General features: G+C 55.7%; 18 protein-coding genes. 14 read left to right on the top strand and 4 right to left on the bottom strand.

The window, feature by feature from the left end:
* Nucleotides 1–165 precede the first annotated feature (165 nt).
* The 5 genes from CWM66_RS07375 to CWM66_RS07355 all read left to right on the top strand — a co-directional run bounded on the left by CWM66_RS07375 (nt 166) and on the right by CWM66_RS07355 (nt 5,517).
* Complete coding sequence (locus CWM66_RS07375; RefSeq protein ID WP_007373457.1) at nt 166–1,356, top strand: multidrug efflux MFS transporter; 1,191 nt, start codon at nt 166–168, stop codon at nt 1,354–1,356.
* 267 nt (nt 1,357–1,623) lie between these two features.
* Nucleotides 1,624–1,884 (top strand): anti-adapter protein IraP, encoded by a 261-nt coding sequence (iraP, locus tag CWM66_RS07370; RefSeq protein ID WP_007373458.1) that lies wholly within the window; start codon nt 1,624–1,626, stop codon nt 1,882–1,884.
* An 84-nt stretch (nt 1,885–1,968) separates the two neighbouring features.
* Nucleotides 1,969–3,399 (top strand): alkaline phosphatase, encoded by a 1,431-nt coding sequence (gene phoA, locus CWM66_RS07365; RefSeq protein ID WP_199200028.1) that lies wholly within the window; start codon nt 1,969–1,971, stop codon nt 3,397–3,399.
* 91 nt (nt 3,400–3,490) lie between these two features.
* On the top strand, nt 3,491–3,811 hold the full coding sequence (psiF, locus tag CWM66_RS07360; protein ID WP_090397473.1) for a phosphate starvation-inducible protein PsiF: 321 nt from the start codon (nt 3,491–3,493) through the stop codon (nt 3,809–3,811).
* 182 nt (nt 3,812–3,993) lie between these two features.
* Nucleotides 3,994–5,517, top strand: a complete 1,524-nt coding sequence (locus CWM66_RS07355) for an FAD-dependent oxidoreductase (RefSeq protein WP_007373461.1) — start codon at nt 3,994–3,996, stop codon at nt 5,515–5,517.
* Nucleotides 5,518–5,555: 38 nt separating this feature from the next.
* Here CWM66_RS07355 and proC read toward each other — a convergent pair whose 3' ends face one another.
* Complete coding sequence (proC, locus tag CWM66_RS07350) at nt 5,556–6,362, bottom strand: pyrroline-5-carboxylate reductase (RefSeq protein ID WP_007373462.1); 807 nt, start codon at nt 6,360–6,362, stop codon at nt 5,556–5,558.
* A 138-nt stretch (nt 6,363–6,500) separates the two neighbouring features.
* On the opposite strand from proC, the gene CWM66_RS07345 reads away from it, so the two are divergent.
* The 5 genes from CWM66_RS07345 to ppnP all read left to right on the top strand — a co-directional run bounded on the left by CWM66_RS07345 (nt 6,501) and on the right by ppnP (nt 9,266).
* Nucleotides 6,501–6,962 (top strand): YaiI/YqxD family protein, encoded by a 462-nt coding sequence (locus CWM66_RS07345; RefSeq protein WP_007373463.1) that lies wholly within the window; start codon nt 6,501–6,503, stop codon nt 6,960–6,962.
* 270 nt (nt 6,963–7,232) lie between these two features.
* The gene (aroL, locus tag CWM66_RS07340) at nt 7,233–7,757 is read left to right on the top strand and encodes a shikimate kinase AroL (protein WP_107146419.1); all 525 of its coding nucleotides are present in this window, start codon (nt 7,233–7,235) and stop codon (nt 7,755–7,757) included.
* A gap of 49 nt (nt 7,758–7,806) precedes the next feature.
* Nucleotides 7,807–7,998: a protein YaiA gene (yaiA, locus tag CWM66_RS07335; RefSeq protein WP_007373465.1), complete on the top strand. Its 192-nt coding sequence runs from the start codon at nt 7,807–7,809 to the stop codon at nt 7,996–7,998.
* 219 nt (nt 7,999–8,217) lie between these two features.
* Nucleotides 8,218–8,895 carry an AroM family protein gene (locus CWM66_RS07330; RefSeq protein WP_007373466.1) on the top strand — a complete coding sequence of 226 codons (678 nt, stop codon included), beginning with the start codon at nt 8,218–8,220 and terminating at the stop codon, nt 8,893–8,895.
* Between the two features lie 86 nt (nt 8,896–8,981).
* Nucleotides 8,982–9,266, top strand: a complete 285-nt coding sequence (gene ppnP, locus CWM66_RS07325) for a pyrimidine/purine nucleoside phosphorylase (RefSeq protein ID WP_007373467.1) — start codon at nt 8,982–8,984, stop codon at nt 9,264–9,266.
* Nucleotides 9,267–9,311: 45 nt separating this feature from the next.
* Here the strand turns inward: ppnP and rdgC are convergent, their stop codons facing one another.
* Nucleotides 9,312–10,223: a recombination-associated protein RdgC gene (gene rdgC, locus CWM66_RS07320; RefSeq protein ID WP_007373468.1), complete on the bottom strand. Its 912-nt coding sequence runs from the start codon at nt 10,221–10,223 to the stop codon at nt 9,312–9,314.
* A gap of 100 nt (nt 10,224–10,323) precedes the next feature.
* Between rdgC and mak the strand changes: the two genes are divergently transcribed.
* Nucleotides 10,324–11,232, top strand: coding sequence for a fructokinase (gene mak / locus CWM66_RS07315; protein WP_007373469.1), 909 nt, complete (start codon nt 10,324–10,326; stop codon nt 11,230–11,232).
* Between the two features lie 74 nt (nt 11,233–11,306).
* On the opposite strand, the gene sbcC is transcribed toward mak, so the two are convergent.
* Together sbcC and sbcD are read right to left on the bottom strand one after the other, a co-directional pair.
* A complete protein-coding gene (gene sbcC / locus CWM66_RS07310; protein ID WP_107146418.1) occupies nt 11,307–14,447 on the bottom strand; it encodes an exonuclease subunit SbcC in 3,141 nt (1,046 codons plus the stop codon).
* Nucleotides 14,444–15,646 (bottom strand): exonuclease subunit SbcD, encoded by a 1,203-nt coding sequence (gene sbcD, locus CWM66_RS07305; protein WP_107146417.1) that lies wholly within the window; start codon nt 15,644–15,646, stop codon nt 14,444–14,446. Before sbcD ends, sbcC begins: the two co-directional genes overlap by 4 nt.
* A gap of 201 nt (nt 15,647–15,847) precedes the next feature.
* Between sbcD and phoB the strand changes: the two genes are divergently transcribed.
* The 3 genes from phoB to brnQ all read left to right on the top strand — a co-directional run bounded on the left by phoB (nt 15,848) and on the right by brnQ (nt 19,582).
* Nucleotides 15,848–16,537 (top strand): phosphate response regulator transcription factor PhoB, encoded by a 690-nt coding sequence (phoB, locus tag CWM66_RS07300; protein ID WP_007373472.1) that lies wholly within the window; start codon nt 15,848–15,850, stop codon nt 16,535–16,537.
* A 21-nt stretch (nt 16,538–16,558) separates the two neighbouring features.
* Nucleotides 16,559–17,857 (top strand): phosphate regulon sensor histidine kinase PhoR, encoded by a 1,299-nt coding sequence (phoR, locus tag CWM66_RS07295; RefSeq protein WP_035887241.1) that lies wholly within the window; start codon nt 16,559–16,561, stop codon nt 17,855–17,857.
* Nucleotides 17,858–18,262: 405 nt separating this feature from the next.
* The gene (gene brnQ, locus CWM66_RS07290) at nt 18,263–19,582 is read left to right on the top strand and encodes a branched-chain amino acid transporter carrier protein BrnQ (protein WP_071920310.1); all 1,320 of its coding nucleotides are present in this window, start codon (nt 18,263–18,265) and stop codon (nt 19,580–19,582) included.
* The last annotated feature ends 56 nt before the right edge of the window (nt 19,583–19,638 follow it).

The following is a 19,638-nucleotide window of genomic DNA, read 5'->3' as shown; positions in this document are numbered from 1 at the left end:
AATCCACTGTAAGAGCAGGGTTTTTATGCGCACGCTGTGGCGGTGAGCGATGAGGGACAGATAAAACACCGAATTCGCCGTAACCGCATCTCTGGTGACTCATCCGTGGCGCATTCTTGTTAACCTGTGCGCTGTTTGTCAAAACTTCAACAAATACCCGTACTTATGGAATCCTGGAAGGTCAATCTTATCTCGGTGTGGTTCGGCTGTTTTTTCACCGGCCTCGCTATCAGTCAAATTTTGCCATTTTTGCCGTTATACGTTGCGCAGTTGGGCGTGACCTCGCACGAAGCGCTGTCGATGTGGTCAGGGCTGACGTTCAGCGTGACCTTTCTCGTCTCTGCCATTGTGTCGCCGATGTGGGGGAGCCTTGCGGATCGCAAAGGGCGCAAGCTGATGTTGTTGCGCGCCTCGTTGGGCATGGCGATCGCCATTCTGTTGCAGGCATTTGCTACTAACGTCTGGCAGTTGCTGATCCTGCGCGGCATCATGGGGCTGACTTCCGGTTATATTCCGAATGCGATGGCGCTGGTGGCATCGCAAGTCCCGCGCGAGCGCAGCGGCTGGGCGTTGAGTACGCTCTCAACCGCACAGATCAGCGGCGTGATTGGCGGGCCGCTGATGGGCGGTTTTCTGGCTGACCATTTAGGGTTGCGCATCGTGTTTATCATCACCGCGCTGTTGTTAATTGTGAGCTTTCTGGTCACGCTGTTTCTGATTAAAGAGGGCGTGCGCCCGACGGTGAAAAAGGGTGAGCGGCTGAGCGGTAAAGCGGTGTTCTCCACCTTGCCTTATCCGGCGCTGGTTATCAGTCTGTTTATCACCACTATGGTGATTCAGTTGTGTAACGGTTCTATCGGCCCGATCCTCGCCCTGTTTATTCAGTCGCTGTCGCCGCATACCACCAATATTGCTTTTCTCAGCGGATTGATCGCCGCTGTACCCGGTGTTTCAGCGCTGCTTTCTGCACCGCGCCTTGGCAAACTGGGCGACCGGATAGGCACTTCACGTATTTTGATGGGCACGCTGGCTTGCGCGGTGGTGCTGTTCTTCGCTATGTCGTTTGTCACCTCGCCGCTACAGCTTGGTATTCTGCGCTTTATGCTCGGCTTTGCCGATGGCGCCATGCTGCCGGCGGTGCAGACGCTGTTGCTGAAATACTCCAGCGATCAGGTGACCGGACGTATCTTTGGTTATAACCAGTCGTTTATGTATCTGGGAAATGTCGCCGGGCCGTTAATGGGCGCATCGGTATCGGCAATGGCGGGTTTCCGTTGGGTATTTATCGCTACCGCCGTGGTGGTACTGATTAATTTCTGGCAATTGGCGCTGGCATTTCGCCGGGTGAAACGCTAATTCTGCAAACGGGCCGAAAATTGTTTTTCGGCCTTACTATAATTATTACTTATATAAAATAACGCTTCAGCCGTTTCGTTTTCTTTTTTAGCTCCACTAACAAATTAATTGGTTTGGCTTAAATATCCAGAGAAACGTTTCGTTACCCCTTTTATTTTTGTGTGTTTAAGGAGTGTGAAAAAATGCACAAAAATAAGAGATGTATTTTCTTTGCAACATCAGAATGGAGTGCTAACGTCTTTCCACCTCACATAAGGAAATCGCGCTATGAAGAATCTCATTGCTGAGTTGTTGGTTAAGCTTGCAGAAAAAGAAGAGGAGTCGAAAGAGCTGGTCGCCCAGGTAGAAGCACTGGAGATTGTGGTGACTGCGCTGTTGCGTCAAATGGCCGCCTCTGAGCAACAGGCGCTGATTCAAAGTATTGAAGGCGCGCTGGACGAAGTCAGACCGGGAACGCACGTTACCGATCAGGACACGGAGTTGCTGCAACAGTACCTAAAGAAGCTTTTAAGGCATCCGCGTAGCTAAATTTCTGGCCCTCCGCCGCTGTCATCTGGCTGTCATACGCGCTGCCTATAGTCGCTCTGTTTTATTTTCTTTAAGTATTTGTACATGGAGAATATTAAAGTGAAACAGAGCGCATTATACCTCGCATTATTACCCGTGTTTTTTACCTCTGTTATTTATGCAGAAACAACGGATACCTCCGTTCTCGAACATCGTGCTGCTCAGGGCGATATTTCCACGCCTGGCGGCGCGCGTCGTCTGACTGCCGATCAAACCGCTGCACTACGTGATTCGCTCATCGATAAGCCCGCCAAAAATATTATTTTGTTAATTGGTGATGGCATGGGCGATTCAGAAATAACCGCCGCACGAAATTATGCCGAAGGCGCTGGTGGGTATTTCAAAGGGATCGACGCATTACCGTTAACCGGCCAGTACACGCACTACGCGCTGGACAAAAAAACCGGTAAACCGGACTACGTGACGGATTCAGCCGCCTCGGCCACTGCCTGGAGCACCGGCGTCAAAACCTACAACGGCGCGCTCGGCGTCGATATTCATGAAAAAGATCATATGACCATCCTCGAGATGGCGAAAGCGGCGGGGCTGGCGACCGGCAACGTCTCTACCGCTGAATTGCAGGATGCCACCCCGGCGGCGCTGGTTTCGCATGTGATCTCCCGTCGCTGCTACGGCCCGACGGTGACCAGCGAAAAATGCGCCCTCAACGCGCTGGAAAAGGGCGGTAAAGGCTCGATCACCGAGCAATTGCTGAATACCCGCGTGGATGTGACGCTGGGCGGCGGCGCGAAAACCTTCAGCGAAACCGCGACGGCGGGCAAATGGCAAGGGAAAACGCTGCGCGAGCAGGCTCAGGCCCGTGGTTACCAGATGGTGAGCGATGCCTCTGCGCTGGCGGCCATTAGCGAAGCGAACCAGGATAAACCGCTGCTCGGCCTCTTCGCCGATGGCAATATGCCGGTTCGCTGGGAAGGGCCGAAAGCGTCGCTGCACGGCAATCTCGACAAACCCGCCGTGACCTGTACGCCGAATGCCAAACGTACCGACAGCGTACCGACGCTGGCGGCAATGACCGAAAAGGCCATTGATCTGCTGAGCAAAAACGAGAAGGGCTTCTTCCTGCAGGTGGAAGGCGCGTCTATCGATAAACAGGATCACGCGGCGAATCCGTGCGGTCAGATTGGTGAAACTGTCGATCTGGATGAAGCGGTACAGAAGGCGCTGGAATTTGCGAAAAAAGACGGCAATACGCTGGTGATTGTGACTGCCGATCATGCGCACGCCAGCCAGATTATCCCGGCGGATACCAAAGCGCCGGGGCTGAGCCAGGCGCTGAATACCAAAGATGGCGCAGTGATGGCGATAACCTACGGCAACTCGGAAGAGGAGTCGATGGAGCACACCGGTACGCAAGTCCGCATTGCGGCTTATGGCCCGCATGCTGGTAATGTCGTGGGGTTAACCGATCAGACCGATCTGTTCTACACCATGAAATCGGCACTGAACCTGAAGTAACGGCTGCCCGGCGGTAAATCTTTGCTGCCGGGTGGTTTTTTCAGTAATTAAGACCATCCTTAAAGGGTCACTTTGACAGAAGGATGGAGCGATGAAAATAACAGTTCTGGTTACCCTCATCTTTGGTCTGTTGTTTGTCGGCGCGCTCAGCGCGGCGGAAAAAACACTGACCCCGCAACAACAACGTATGACGCTTTGTAATCAACAAGCCAAGACCCAAACCCTGACAGGTGATGCCCGTAAGACGTTTATGAGCAACTGCCTGAAAAACACCAAAACGGAGCCGGGGCAAAAAAGCCTGACGCCGCAACAGCAGCGGATGCGCGAATGTAATGTGCAGGCGACGCAGCAATCGCTGAAAGGCGAAGATCGCAGCAAATTCATGAGCGGCTGCCTGAAAAAAACGCAGTAATTTAGCCGGGTGGGCGTTCCACTTCGCTCACCCTTTTACCCTTCCTCCCGCGTTCTTATTGCCCGTTCCTCAATCTCTGCCAGGCTTAAACGGTGAGCAATGTTTCGCTTTGATCTCTCTTGGCGGTTGTGCGCTGTCCGGCGTTACGCCCGTTTTTGCAACACTGATCCGGGAGAAAAAATATGAATTATCAATACGTTACTGATTTGAATTCCCTGCCGGAAAACCAGCCGGTGAAAGTTGATGTCGCCGGGACGTCAATGATCCTTATCCGTACACTTGCGCAGGTACGCGCCTTTCAAAGTAAATGTCCGCATGCTGGCGCGCCGCTGGAGCAGGGCGCGGTGTGCGATGGCAAACTGGTTTGCCCCTGGCATAAAGCCAACTTTGATATCACCAATGGTGAGTGGCGCGAGCCGCTGGCGCTGAAAAGCCTCAAACAATATCCGGTCACCCTTGAAGGGAACCGTGTTCTGGTCAGCCCGCGCGCGCTCTCGCCTGCCAGCCATACGCTGATCCGTGGTGATCGTCCGCAAACGGCGGTGATCCTTGGTACCGGCGCGGCAGGCAGCGCGGCGGCAATCACCCTGCGTGATGCCGGCTTTAATGGTCATCTGATCCTGATTGATAAAGAGGACAGCGCGCCTTATGACCGCACGGCGCTCAGTAAATTTGTCCCCGCCGGGAAGATGAAGATCAGCGAAGTCCCGCATATTCTCGACGATGCCTTTTACAACCAGCCCGGCGTGGAAAGCCTGCGCGAAGAGGTGACCGACCTTGATTGCGAAGGGCATCAACTGACGCTGGCGAATGGCCGTCACGTTGCTTTCGACAAATTGCTGCTGGCCACCGGCGGGCAGCCAGTATGGCCGGAGATCCCCGGCAACCATCTGGCGGGTGTTCATGTGCTGCGCGATATCCACCAGGCGCAGATACTGCTCAATGAAGTCGAACAGGAGCAGCAACTGGTGGTGATCGGCAACAGCTTTATTGCGATGGAGCTGGCAGCCGCGCTGCGCAATCAGGATATCGATGTCACGGTAGTGTCGCGTCATGCTCTGCCGTTTGTGCCGCAATTTGGCGAAGAGATCGGCCAGCGCTTTTTAAATCTGCATCAACAAAACGGCGTGAAATTTGTCACCGGCGAGCCGGTGGCGCTGGAAGGCAACGGCCACGTACAAGGCGTGACGCTGAAAAATGGCCGCACGTTGCCCGCGCATGTGGTGGTTTTCGCCACGGGCGTACAGCCTGCTACCGGGCTGGCGCACGATCTGCATCATGAACAGGACGGCAGCCTGACCGTGGATGAAACCCTCAGCGCAGCGCCGGATGTCTGGGCCGTCGGCGATATTGCCAGCTACCCGGCGCCGGAAGGGCGTCGACGTATTGAGCACTGGCGCGTGGCGCAACAGCAGGGAAGGGTGGCCGCCCTCAATATGCTTGGTGAACACCGTCCGTTTGATCGGGTACCGTTTTTCTGGACCATGCAATACGGTAACCGCTTCGAATACCTGGGTTACACCCGCGAGTGGGATAGCATGAAAATGCTCGGCTCGTTTGACGACAAACGTTTTGCCGTGTTGTACGGCGAAGAGGGCATGCTGAAAGCGGTGCTGAGCTGCGGTGAGAACAGCGCCACTGCGGGATTGCTGTTGAAGATGCAAAAGCCCCTCAGCATGAAAACGGCCAGCGAACTGCTGGCCTGACAAGACTGCGCCCTCTCCTGCCAGGGAGAGGGCAGCGGTTATTTGCTCAGTTTTTCTGACTTGTTCATGCAGGCTTCCATCGCCTCAATCACCGCAGCGCGGAAACCGCGCTCTTCCAGCACTTTGACCGCTTCAATGGTGGTACCGCCAGGCGAGCAGACCATATCTTTTAACTCGCCGGGGTGCTTTCCGGTTTCCAGCACCATCTTCGCGGAACCCATCACCGCCTGCGCGGCAAATTTATAGGCCTGCGCACGCGGCATACCGCCCAGCACGGCGGCATCGGCCATTGCTTCGATAAACATAAAGACATAGGCGGGCGCAGAACCGCTCACGCCGACAACCGGATGGATCATCGCTTCGGCAATCACTTCCGCTTCGCCAAAGCAGCGGAAAATATTCAGCACGTCTGCCGTATCTTCCGGCGTGACCAGCGCGTTAGGGGTAATAGAGGTCATGCCCGCATTGACCAGCGACGGGGTATTGGGCATCGCACGTACAATTTTGCGATCGTGACCAAGCGCGCGCGCCAGCTGATCGAGCGTCACGCCTGCAGCAATCGACACCACCAGCGTCTCTTTATTCAGGCTGGAGGCGATTTCGCCCAACACTTTCACCATGATGTTCGGTTTCACCGCGCCGAAGACGATATCGGCAATCTGCGCCACTTCCTGTGCACTTTGCGCGGCGTTAATACCAAACTGATCGTGCAGAGCGGCCACTTTATCTGGCGACGGGGTATAGACCCAAATCTGTCCTGGCAGCACCTGCCCACTGGCAATCAGCCCGCCGAGAATCGCCTTGCCCATATTGCCGCAGCCGATAAAACCGATTTTCTTCTCCATCACGTTTGTCTCTTTTGCTTGTCATTGTGTGTGGCGTATAGCTTAACGTGGAATGGCAATCAGGGCTAAAGCTAAAAGATCTCTGCTTTCCCCTGGGGAAAATTAAAGCGACAATGCGCCACCAACTGAGGAGCGAGAATGGCGATTTGGGTTGATGCGGACGCTTGTCCGAATGTGATTAAAGAAATTTTATTCCGCGCCGCCGAGCGCACGCAGACGCCGCTGACGCTGGTGGCGAACCAGAATATCCGCGTGCCGCCGTCGCGTATCATCCGCTCGCTGCGCGTTCCGGCGGGGTTTGACGTGGCCGATAACGAAATTGTGCGGCTGTGCGAGGCTGGTGATCTGGTGATTACCGCTGATATTCCGCTGGCGGCGGAAGTGCTGGCCAAAGGTGCGGCAGCGTTGAACCCGCGTGGCGAACGCTATACTGAAGCGACAATCCGCGAAAAACTGACGATGCGCGACTTTATGGATACGCTGCGCGCCAGCGGGATTCAGACCGGTGGCCCGGATAGCCTGTCGCAGCGGGATCGGCAGCAGTTTGCCGCCCAGCTTGATAAATGGCTGCTGGAGGTTAAACGCCGTCAGCCGGAGTAAATTCGGCACCGGCAGGCAGGATATGCTACTGTTTGCCGTTTCGCGGGCTTGCCAGTCTTAAGTAGATTCAGTAAGGTTGCCGCTACACTGTCGCCACGGAATCTTTACAGGTCGAACCTGGGTCAAATCAGGTTTTATTTGTAGTCCGCGCCCTGAGCGACATTAATGTGTAACGTTATTTTTACGATTAGTATTGTACTAGCTTGATGATATCATCGCTGTCTTATTTTCCGTCCCTCCTCGCGTGGGACCTGGAGGGAACACCTGCTCATGACGCTACCCATTTTTTTAGTCGGCGCACGCGGTTGCGGTAAAACCACTGTGGGCCAGGCGCTGGCGCTGGCGCAGGGATGTCAATTTATCGATACCGATTTCTGGTTACAGGAAACGTCTCAACAGACCATCGCGGATATTGTTGCCCGTGACGGGTGGGAGGCGTTCCGCGCCCGGGAAACCGACGCGCTGAAAGCCGTCACCGCGCCCGCGCGGGTGATTGCCACTGGCGGCGGTATTATTTTAAGTGAATATAATCGGCACTTTATGCGCGAAAAAGGCATCGTCGTTTACCTTTGCGCGCCTGTTGCGGTGCTGGCGGACAGGCTGGAAGCCTTTCCGGAAGAGGGACAGCGACCGACGCTGACCGGCAAGCCGATTAGCGAAGAGGTTAGCGAAGTGCTGGCGCTGCGCGATGCACTCTATCGCGAAGCGGCGCACCACGTGGTGAATGCGGCGCAGTCGCCCAACCAGGTGGTGTCTGATATTGAGGCGGCATTACAGCTGGCGCGCGCCAGTTAGCGAAACGATTGTCTATACTTATAGCTCGACCGGAAAATGAGGAAGAGCTATGCCGACAAAACCGCCTTATCCGCGTGAAGCCCGCATTGTTGCGATTGAAAAAGGCACGGGAAACCAGACCGTTACCTGGTATCAACTACGCGCCGATCATCCGAAACCGGATTCCTTGATCAGCGAACATCCCACCGAGCAGGAAGCGCTCGACGCCAAAAGGCGTTATGAAGATCCTGACAAAAGCTAAGTCGGGCGACGATTATTCTGACTGAACGCCTGAACATTACAGAAACGGACTTACATCACATTTTTTGACTGGCTTAACCTCGCTCAACGGTTACTATTGCATGGTTGCTGGAATTTATTTGAACGCGGGAGTGTGATGTTCTCTTTACACGGCATAAGCTGTACTGCCGTGTAAAGAGAGCAAATAAGAACGAGTAGTATTGAAAGGCGGGAAGTAGAAATGAGTGCAACTTTGGCGATCCTGACCATTGGTGTAGTGCCGGTGCAAGCAATTTTACCGCTCCTGACGGAGCATATTTCAGAGCAGCAGATCACGCATATCAGCCTGCTGGGGAAGATGGACCCACAAGAGGTGCGTGAGGAGTACGGCGCAGAAGCTGGCGAGTTCGCGATTCCGACGCAGTTGCGCGATGACAGCCTCGGCATGGTCTCCCGTGCCAGGGTGGAGCGTGATTTGCAGAGCGTTATCGAAGTGCTGGATAACCAGGGCTACGATGTCATTCTGCTAATGAGCACCGCCGATATCCGGGGATTTGTAACGCGCAATGCGATTTTAGTCGAACCGCAGCGCATTATTCCGCCGCTGGTGGCGTCAATTGTCGACGGGCATCAGGTGGGGGTAATTGTTCCGGTACCGGAACTGATGGCGCAGCAGAAGAAAAAGTGGACGGTTCTGGAAAAAGAGCCTTATTACGAACTGGCGCATCCTTTCCTCGCGACAGAAAGAGAATTTATTGATGCCGGGCGAGCGTTGCTGGAGCGCGGTGCGGATGTGTTGATGCTGGATTGTCTTGGCTTCCATCAGCAGCACCGTGATTTGCTCCAGAAGGCGCTGGATGTCCCGGTATTATTGTCTAACGTACTGGTGGCGCGCCTCGCATCTGAACTGCTTGTCTAGTCGCAGCGCTGTGCAATTTTGCGTGACAGAAGTGAATCCCGGCCCCTATAGTGGCTTTTCATACATTTTCTTTATAAGGGCCAGTCATGCTTCAAAGTAACGAATACTTTTCCGGTAAAGTGAAATCCATTGGTTTTACCAGCAGCAGCACTGGCCGTGCCAGCGTGGGTGTAATGGCGGAAGGGGAATACACATTTGGTACCGCGCAGCCGGAAGAGATGACGGTGGTCAGCGGGGCGCTGAATGTTTTGCTGCCAGGGGAAACCGAGTGGAAAACTTACACGGCGGGTGAAGTATTCAATGTGCCTGGCCAGAGTGAATTCCATTTGCAGGTCGCCGAGCCGAGCTCCTATCTCTGCCGCTACCTGTAATGCAAAACGCCCGGAAAACCCGGGCGTTTCTCTTTTGCTGAACACTCAGCGCTGAGCTTCGCCGCCCAAACCTTCCACCAGATTTTGAATCAACGCTGCCAGCTCGCCGGTCATCAGAATAAAATCGGCATCAAAGCGCTGGGCGTAATCTTCACGGTCGATATCTTCGTTCTGATCGCGGATCTCGTCGCAAAACTTCAGGCGTTTTACTGAACCGTCGTCGCAAATCATGAACTGGATGCGCTGCTGCCAGTCGAGCGCCAGTTTGGTTACCACTTTCCCGGCTTCAATATGTACCGCGATTTCATCGCTCACCAGATCCTGCTTTTTCGCGCGGATCACGCCGCCATCTTCCAGCATCGCTTTCAGTTCTGCTTCATCCAGCAGTTGGAAGCCCTGCGCCACGTTGCCGGAACGTACCCACTCGGTCAGCGTCAGTTCAATCGGGTTTTCCAGCGCCAGTGGCACAACCGGCAGCGAACCGAGGCTTTTACGCAGCAGCGCCAGCGTATCTTCCGCTTTTTTGGCGCTGGCGCAGTCAACCATAATTAAACCGTTAACGGTGTCGATCCACATCATGGTCTGGCTGAAACGACTAAACGCGCGCGGCAGCAGCGAATGCAGTACTTCATCCTTCAGCGAATCTTTTTCCGTTTTCTTCAGCTTGCGGCCCTGTTCGGCTTCAAGACGGGAGATTTTCGCTTCCAGCGCCTGTTTAACCACCGGCGTCGGCAGAATTTTTTCTTCTTTACGGGCGCAGATAATAATCTGACCATTGGCGGTATGGGTCAGCGCGTCGCTGTGTGAACCCATCGGTGGAACCCATCCGGTTTTCGCCATATCCTGACTACCGCATGGAGTAAACGATAGTGGGGCAAGCTGTTTTTCCATCTCTTCCGCTCGCAGCGCCACATCGCGGCTGAGACGGTATACCATTAAATTTTTGAACCACAGCATGATTTTTTTCCACGGCCTTGTCGTTAAATGCAGCGGGCATGATAGCGAATTGTTGTCCGCCTTGCATTGCTAATGCGTGGTCCACCATGAGGAGTTTGATGTGCGTATCGGTATCGATTTAGGTGGTACAAAAACAGAGATTATTGCGCTGGGCGATGGCGGCGAAGAGCTTTTCCGCCATCGGCAGGCCACGCCGCGCGACTATCTGCAAACCATAGAGTTGATTGCGACGCTGGTGGATCTGGCGGAAAAAGAGACCGGCCAGCGGGGAACCGTCGGCATGGGGATCCCCGGTTCCATTTCGCCCTATACCGGGGTGGTGAAAAACGCCAACTCCACCTGGCTGAACGGTAAACCGTTCGACAAAGATTTAAGCCAGCGACTGCAGCGGGAAGTGCGGCTGGCGAACGATGCCAACTGCCTGGCTGTGTCCGAAGCGGTGGATGGCGCAGCGGCCGGGGCGCAAACGGTGTTCGCGGTGATCATTGGCACCGGTTGCGGTTCCGGCGTGGCGATCAACGGGCATGTGCACACCGGTGGCAACGGCACGGCGGGCGAGTGGGGGCATAATCCGCTGCCGTGGATGGATGATGACGAGCTGCGATATCGCGCCGAAGTGCCCTGTTACTGCGGCAAGCAAGGCTGTATCGAAACCTTTATCTCCGGCACCGGCTTTGCCACGGATTACCAGCGCTTAAGCGGTAATGCGCTAAAAGGTAATGAGATTATGCGTCTGGTCGGCGAGCAGGATGCGGTGGCTGAACTGGCGCTCAGCCGCTACGAGTTGCGGCTGGCGAAGTCGCTGGCGCACGTAGTCAATATTCTCGATCCGGATGTGATTGTCCTCGGCGGCGGCATGAGCAATGTCGACAGGCTGTACCAGACCGTTCCTGTACTGGTGCGCAACTGGGTGTTTGGCGGCGAATGCGAAACGCCGATCCGTAAAGCGCTGCACGGCGATTCCAGCGGCGTGCGCGGCGCGGCCTGGCTGTGGCCGCAGGGCGAGTAAAACCGCAGACGGAATAGTGGCTTCGCAGGCCGGATAAGCGTCAGCGCTATCTGGCCTGCGCAACGGCGTAATATCTACGAAACCGCATATTTTCCGTCGAGCTTGCTGTAACCCAGCCCGTTGATTTTCTTCACCTTGATCTGCACCGGGATCCGCTCTTTCATCGCTTCTACGTGGCTGATCACGCCGATGGTTTTGCCACTGGCATTCAGCGCATCGAGGGCGTCGAGCGCGGTATCCAGCGTTTCGCTATCCAGTGTGCCAAAGCCTTCATCAAGGAACAGCGAATCGATGCGGGTTTTATGGCTGACCAAATCCGACAGCGCCAGCGCCAGCGCAAGGCTGACAAGGAAGCTTTCACCGCCGGAGAGCGTACGCGTATCGCGCACCGCATCCGCCTGCCAGGTATCCACCACTTCCAGTTCCAGCGCCTCGCTGGCTTTGCGTTTCAGCAGGTAACGACCATGCAGACGCGTGAGCTGGTTGTTCGCCAGCCAGACAAGATTATCCAGCGTCAGACCCTGCGCGAATTTGCGGAATTTATCTCCCTCTTTCGAGCCGATAAGCGCATTGAGATGACCCCAGTCGTCATACAGCGCGCTGGCCCGCCCGATCTCCTGCAACACTGCCTGCTGGCGCGTACGGTTATCGGCATCCTGTTTTAACTGCTGGCGAAGTTCCCCCTGGCGGGTGGTGTTTTCACGCAGTTGACGCGAAACCTGTTCCAGCGCCTGCGCGATGCTGTCGGCTGTGGCATTTTCCTCCAGCCCGGCAGGCGGCTGCGCCCGATGGGCGGCAACGGCTTGTTCGGCGCTGGCTGCCAGCGCCTGTTTCTGCTGGCAATCGGCGTCGAGCTTCTGACGCAACTGCTCCAGCCGCTGGTGTTCGTCATCGGAAAGCAGTGCGCTGAGAAACGCGTGTTTATCGGCAAAGACGCTGTTTTCCAGCGCCGCAAGGAACTGTTTCTCCAGCGCTTCAGCCGTTTCGCTCTCCTGCGCCAGTTGCTGATGCAGGGTTTGCCATTGGCTTCGCAGCGACACGCAGTCGTCATGCACCTGGCGCCAGCCTTCCAGCGCCACGTTTTGCGCTTCGGCGGGCGTTTCGTCGGTGGGCAGCGTATCGAGGATGGGCGTAAGCTGGGTGATTTGCTCTTGCAGCGCGATCTGCTGTTGCTGCTGCTGTTGCCATTGCTCCGCTTCCTGCGCGCGCGCCGCCAGCCATGCGGCTTCTTCGCCTTCCGGTGGCAGAGTCAGATCCAGTTGTTGCAGCGCCGCAGCCAGCGTGTCGCGACGGGTGGTGACTGCCTGCTGGTATTGTTCGCTCTGCTGTTGCAGTTCGTTGATTTGAAAAAGTAATGTCTGGCGCTGGTTGTGCAGATAGAGCTGGTGTTCATACGCATCCTGCGCGCTTTGCCAACTGGTCAATTCACGGTGCGGATCCAGCGAGACATTCAACTGCTCGCACAGCGTAACCCACTCCTGCAATCCCGTTTGTTCATCCTGTTGAAGCGAGCGGACTTCGCGCTCGTCTTTTTCATAACGTTCAGCTATGCCTTTCAGCCGCTCGCCCAGCGCCACGCCTTCTTCTTTTACCTTCTGCACTTCGTCAAACAGCAACTGACGGCGAGACTGGTTCACGCCTGGCTCGATCGTCTGGTAGTGCGCAACCGCCGGATGTTCCGTGGCGCCACACAGCGGACAGGGCTGACCCGCCTGCAGGCGCGCGCGCTCGCTCTCCAGACTTTTGATGGTGTTTTCCAGCTCGCAGATGGTGGTGACTTCCGTCAGCAACTGGTTTTTTTCTTTATACAACGCGCGTTTTTGTTCCCGCTCGGCGTTGAGCTTTTCCTGCTCGGCTTGCAGATCCCGCAGGCTTTGCTGACGCAGGCTCAGTTGCTTGCGCAGCGGAGCGAAGCGGGCGTGCAGGGCGGCAAGCTGTTGGCGTAGCGGGCGATGCTGTGCGCACTGCGCCATCGCCGCAGCCGTCTCTTCCGCCGTCAGTTCCAGCGTGGCTTCCGGCAGCGTTTGCAGTTTCTGCTGATGGGTCAGCACGCGCTGTTGCAGGCTTTGCCACTGCTTTTTCTCCTCTTCCAACTGGTTAAACAGCACGCGCCAGCCGGTCAGTTCGCTGTGCCAACGCTGGAAGCGGGCATGTTCGGCCAGCCAGCTGGCAACCGTTTTTTGACTGCCCAGCAGAACGGCATGCTTCTCGACGGCGGTTGCGCGGATACGCGCGCGCTGCAACAGGCTGGCATGTAAGCGAGTATTTACTTCTTCACTCTGGCTGCGGGTACGGGCCAGCGCTTTATGTTGCTCTTCAAGACGTTCCCACAGCGGACGTAACTGCAAAGCCGGTTGCGCCAGGGCAAGCCGCGCCAGTTGCGGCTGCGCGGCAGCCAGCGCCTGCTGCGCCTGCACCTGCGCGGCTTGCGCCCGTCCGAGCGCGGCACGAAGTTCGGCTTCTCGGTTTAGCCATTGCGCCTGTGCCTGCGTGGTTTGTTGCCCGGCCAGCAGCGTTTTTTCTTCGTCAGTAAGCGCCTGCAAACCTGTACTCAGTTGCTGGCGCTGTTCATCGTTGAGCAGCACCACGCCTTCCGCCTGCGCCTGTAGCTGTTCCAGCCGGGTTTTGGCCGCTTTATGTTTCTCAAACACCATGGCCGAAATCTGGCCATAGATTTCCGTGCCCGTCAGCTCTTCCAGCAGCTCGGCGCGCTCGCGCGGTTTGGCATTGAGAAACGCGGCAAATTGCCCCTGCGACAGCAGCATTGAGCGGGTAAAGCGGCCGTAGTCCAGCCCGGTTAATGAGGCGGTGAGATCGAGTTTATCTTTGACTTTATCGGCGAGGATTTTGCCGTCGGCGCAGGTCGCCAGCTCGACGCGCGGTGCTTGCAGATTGCCATCTGCCTGACCGCGCGCGCGGCTCTGGCTCCAGAAAGCGCGGTAAGCAATGCCTTTTACTTCAAATTCCACTTCCGCCAGGCACTCGGCAGTATCGCGGGTCATCAGATCGTTTTGCGATTGTGACAGGGTGCTAAGGCGCGGTGTTTCGTGGTACAGCGCCAGACAAATAGCATCGAGCAGGGTGGTTTTCCCTGCGCCCGTCGCGCCGGTAATGGCGAACAAACCGTTGCTGGCGAACGGCTCTTCGGTAAAGTCGATTTTCCATTCGCCTTTCAGCGAGTTGAGGTTTTTTAACCGCAAACTGAGGATCTTCATGCCTCTTTCTCCGCATCCAGCGCCTGGCGCGCTTCACTGAACAAGGCTTGCAGGCGCGCCGTTTGCATCTCGTCGATCTCTTCCTGCGCCAGGCGGCGGGCGAAGACCTCTTCAACTTTCAATTCACTGAGCGTTTCCCGCAGCTCTCCGGCGAGGATCCGCTCCCGCTGTTCGCGGCTGCGGCGCACCAGCAACACTTCGACGGGCAAATCTTCGGTAACTTGCTGGATTTTACGTTGCATATCAGCCAGATATTCGCGGCTTTCAATTTCAATATCCAGCCAGACTGGCGTGTCGGTGGACGCATCGCGCCACTGCTCAAGCTGGCGGCAAATCTCGGCGAAATCACCCTTGATTACGGCCAGCGGCTGCGTGGCCGGAATGTCGAGCGCGGTAACTTCCGCCAGCTTGCCATCGCTGAACGTGACCAGATTGACGCTTTTACGCTTTCCGGTTTCATCAAAACTCAGTGGGATCGGTGAACCGCAGTAGCGAATATGCTGCAGGCCGCCAATTTTCTGCGCGCGGTGAATATGTCCAAGCGCAATATAGTCGGCTGGCGGGAAATTCTCCGCCGGGAAGGCATCCAGGGTGCCGATATAGATGTCACGTACGGCGTCACTTTTGCTGGCACCTACGGTGGTCAAATGGCCGCTGGCGATAATCGGCAGCGCCTGCTCGCCGCGCAGAATGCAGGCGGCGTCATACTGCTTCTGGTAGTAATCGGTAATGGCCGCCAGCAGATGTTGCTGTTTTTCCTGCCCTGATAATCCGGCCTGGCTGATGACCATGTCACGCGGGCGTAAAAACGGTACCGGACAGAAAACGGCGCCGGGCGTGCCATCACGGCGATTGAGCCAGAATGGTGCGGCGCCGGCACTGGCGACCACGGTGGTTTTCAGGTAAGCGAGGATCTCTTTTGATTCGTTCAGCGTTGCCACGGAATCATGGTTGCCCGCCAGCACCACTAACTGGCAGCCGGTTTGCTGGAGTTTCACCACAAAGCGGTTATATAACTCGCGGGCATAACTGGGCGGAGAACCGGTATCAAAGATATCACCTGCAACAATAATGGCGTCCACCTGGTGCAGCTCTGCGGCATTCAGCAGCCAGTCGAGAAAGGCGTCATGTTCTGCAGCGCGGCTTTTGCTGTAAAAGTTCTGACCCAAATGCCAGTCTGAAGTGTGAATAATGCGCATAGCGATTCCGTGGCGAAAATGGATAAACGCGATTATAACATTCAGGGTGTTAGAGACATTAACTGCGTGAATATTCGCGCTGTCATAATGCTGCGGGCAGGGTCATCTGGTGGTCATGTTATTCATAAATCTGTCATAAAACTGACGCATAATGGCGCCGCTATACAAACTGACGACTTATACGAGAAAACAGGGCGAATTATGGCGAGACGAATTCTGGTCGTTGAAGATGAAGCACCGATCCGTGAAATGGTGTGCTTTGTGCTCGAGCAAAATGGTTTTCAACCGGTAGAAGCTGAAGATTATGACAGTGCGGTGAACCAACTTAACGAACCCTGGCCAGACCTGGTTTTACTGGACTGGATGTTGCCTGGCGGTTCCGGTATTCAGTTTATTAAGCACCTGAAACGCGAGGCCATGACCCGCGATATTCCGGTGATGATGCTGACGGCGCGTGGCGAAGAGGAAGATCGTGTACGCGGCCTGGAAACCGGTGCGGACGATTACATTACCAAGCCCTTCTCACCGAAAGAGCTGGTTGCCCGTATTAAAGCGGTTATGCGCCGTATTTCGCCGATGGCGGTGGAAGAAGTGATTGAAATGCAGGGACTTAGCCTCGATCCCTCTTCGCATCGCGTGATGACCGGCGAAAATCCGCTGGATATGGGGCCGACGGAGTTTAAACTCTTACACTTCTTTATGACCCACCCGGAACGCGTGTACAGTCGTGAACAACTGCTGAACCATGTCTGGGGAACCAATGTTTACGTCGAAGACAGAACGGTTGATGTCCATATTCGTCGCCTGCGCAAAGCGCTGGAACACAGCGGTCACGATCGTATGGTGCAAACAGTGCGCGGCACGGGATATCGTTTTTCGACCCGTTTCTGAAATTTGACAGGAGTGTGACGCGTGCTGGAACGGCTGTCATGGAAAAGGCTGGTGCTGGAGCTCCTCCTTTGTTGTCTACCTGCTTTTATACTCGGCGCGATTTTCGGTTACCTGCCCTGGTTTTTATTTGCCGCGGTAACCGGGCTGCTGATCTGGCATTTCTGGAATTTACTGCGCCTCTCCTGGTGGTTGTGGGTCGATAAAAGTATGACTCCACCGCCCGGCACGGGAAGCTGGGAGCCGCTGTTATACGGGCTGCACCAGATGCAGATGCGTAATAAAAAGCGGCGGCGCGAGCTGGGTAATCTCATCAAACGCTTTCGCAGCGGTGCGGAATCTCTGCCGGATGCGGTGATCCTCACCACCGAAGAAGGGTCTATTTTCTGGTGTAACGGCCTGGCACAACAGCTGCTGGGGCTGCGCTGGCCGGATGATAACGGGCAGAACATCCTGAACCTGCTGCGCTACCCTGAATTCACGCAGTATCTTAAAAAACAAGAATTTACCCGGCCACTGAATCTGGTGCTGAACAGCGGGCGCCATCTGGAGATCCGCGTGATGCCTTACAGCGAACAGCAACTGCTGCTGGTGGCGCGCGATGTTACGCAGATGCACCAACTGGAAGGCGCGCGGCGTAACTTTTTCGCTAACGTCAGCCATGAATTGCGCACGCCGTTGACGGTGCTGCAAGGTTACCTGGAGATGATGCAGGAGCAGGCGCTGGAAGGCGCGCCGCGCGAAAAAGCGCTGCATACCATGCGTGAGCAAACATCGCGGATGGAAGGGCTGGTGCGCCAGCTGCTGACGCTGTCGAAGATTGAAGCGGCGCCGACGCTGCCGCCAAATGAAACCATCGATGTGCCGATGATGCTGCGCCTGGTTGAACGGGAAGCGCAGACGCTCAGCCAAAAAAAGCACAACCTGGAGTTTGAGGTCGATAACGCCTTAAAAGTGCTCGGTAATGAGGAGCAATTGCGCAGCGCCATCTCCAACCTGGTGTATAACGCGGTGAATCATACGCCCGCCGGAACGCACATTATTGTGCGCTGGCAGCATGTGCCGCAAGGGGCGGAATTCAGCGTTGAGGATAATGGTCCGGGCATTGCCGCCGAACATATTCCGCGTCTGACCGAGCGTTTTTACCGCGTCGATAAGGCCCGTTCCCGGCAAACCGGCGGGAGCGGGCTTGGGCTGGCGATTGTTAAACATGCTCTCAACCATCACGAAAGCCGCCTTGATATTGCGAGTACGCCCGGCAAAGGGACGCGTTTTAGCTTTATTCTGCCGGAACGTCTGGTTGCCAAAACTCCTGCTGCCTGACGCTCCTGTCAGCTTATCTTTCCAGCGGCCTGTAAAAACAGGCCGCATTTCCTGCTGATTCCCCGCGATAAAACCTATTTTGTACGCATGATGCTTTTTTGTTCGCATGATCAGCCATGTGTTTTTCTTATAAATAGAGTATTGGACTGGATGTTTATCTTGATCCAGCATATCCATCTGGTTTTGCGATCCCATCTTGCCTTTAAACGTTATAAGCGTTTAAATTGCGCCCCTGACATTGTCAGACCGACTATGTTTACGTGGTAAATCGAAAAACTATACTCCGCCACGTTACGTATTAAGCATTTCCAGCTGATTTTTCACGGTTTATACGCGTTATTGTTCGGCAGGGAAGGCGAAAAATTCACCATTATTTACGACACCACATCCACAGGCAGTAAACTTATGACCTATCACTTAAAACCACGAGACATTGTTGCTCTGGGCTTTATGACCTTCGCCTTGTTCGTTGGCGCAGGGAACATCATTTTCCCGCCAATGGTCGGCTTGCAGGCGGGTGAACACGTCTGGATGGCGGCGTTTGGTTTTCTGATTACCGCCGTAGGCCTGCCGGTGCTGACAGTCGTTGCGCTGGCCAAAGTGGGTGGCGGTGTGGATAGCCTGAGCACGCCGATCGGTAAAGTCGCTGGCGTGCTGCTGGCAACCGTTTGTTATCTGGCGGTAGGGCCGTTGTTCGCCACGCCGCGTACGGCGACCGTCTCGTTTGAGGTGGGGATTGCGCCGCTGACTGGCGATGGCGCAATGCCGCTGCTGGTCTACAGCATCGTTTATTTTGCGCTGGTGATCCTGGTGTCGCTCTATCCGGGCAAGCTGCTGGATACTGTGGGCAACTTCCTTGCTCCGCTGAAAATTATCGCGCTGACCATTCTTTCGATTGCCGCGATCGTCTGGCCGGCTGGTCCTATCAGCCATGCGCTGGAAGCTTATCAGACTGCACCGTTCTCTAACGGTTTTGTTAATGGCTATCTGACGATGGATACGCTGGGTGCAATGGTGTTCGGTATCGTGATCGTGAATGCTGCCCGTTCGCGCGGTGTGACCGAGGCGCGTCTGCTGACCCGCTACACCGTCTGGGCCGGGCTGATGGCGGGCGTGGGGCTGACGCTGCTCTATCTGGCGCTGTTCCGCCTGGGTTCAGACAGCGCGACGCTGGTGGATCAATCCGCTAACGGCGCAGCGATTCTGCATGCTTATGTTCAGCACACCTTTGGTGGCGCGGGCAGCTTCCTGCTGGCGGCGTTGATCTTCATCGCTTGCCTGGTGACGGCGGTTGGCCTGACCTGCGCCTGCGCCGAGTTTTTCGCGCAGTATCTGCCGCTCTCTTACCGTTCGCTGGTGTTTATTCTGGGCATCTTCTCAATGGCGGTTTCCAACCTGGGGCTGAGTCATCTGATTCAGATCTCCATCCCTGTGCTGACGATGATCTACCCGCCGTGCATCGTGCTGGTGGTGCTGAGCTTCAGCCGTTCGTGGTGGAACAACTCCACCCGCGTAATTGCGCCAGCCATGTTTATCAGCCTGCTTTTTGGTATCCTTGACGGCGTGAAAGCATCCGCCTTTGCTGAGTATTTACCGGCCTGGACGCAGCGTTTGCCGCTGGCGGAACAGGGGCTGGCCTGGCTGATGCCGAGCCTGGTGATGGTGATTCTGGCGGCAGTCTGGGATCGCACCGCCGGGCGTCAGGTGACTTCCAGCGCGCATTAACAGTTGCGGATACGGTTTGTTTAACCACGGGGTTTGGCGCCCCGTGGTTTTTTATT

The sequence above is a fragment of the Kosakonia sp. H7A genome (genome assembly GCF_003028445.1).
Taxonomy (GTDB): Bacteria; Pseudomonadota; Gammaproteobacteria; order Enterobacterales; family Enterobacteriaceae; genus Kosakonia; species Kosakonia radicincitans.
This window is presented reverse-complemented; position numbering and strand designations above follow the sequence as displayed.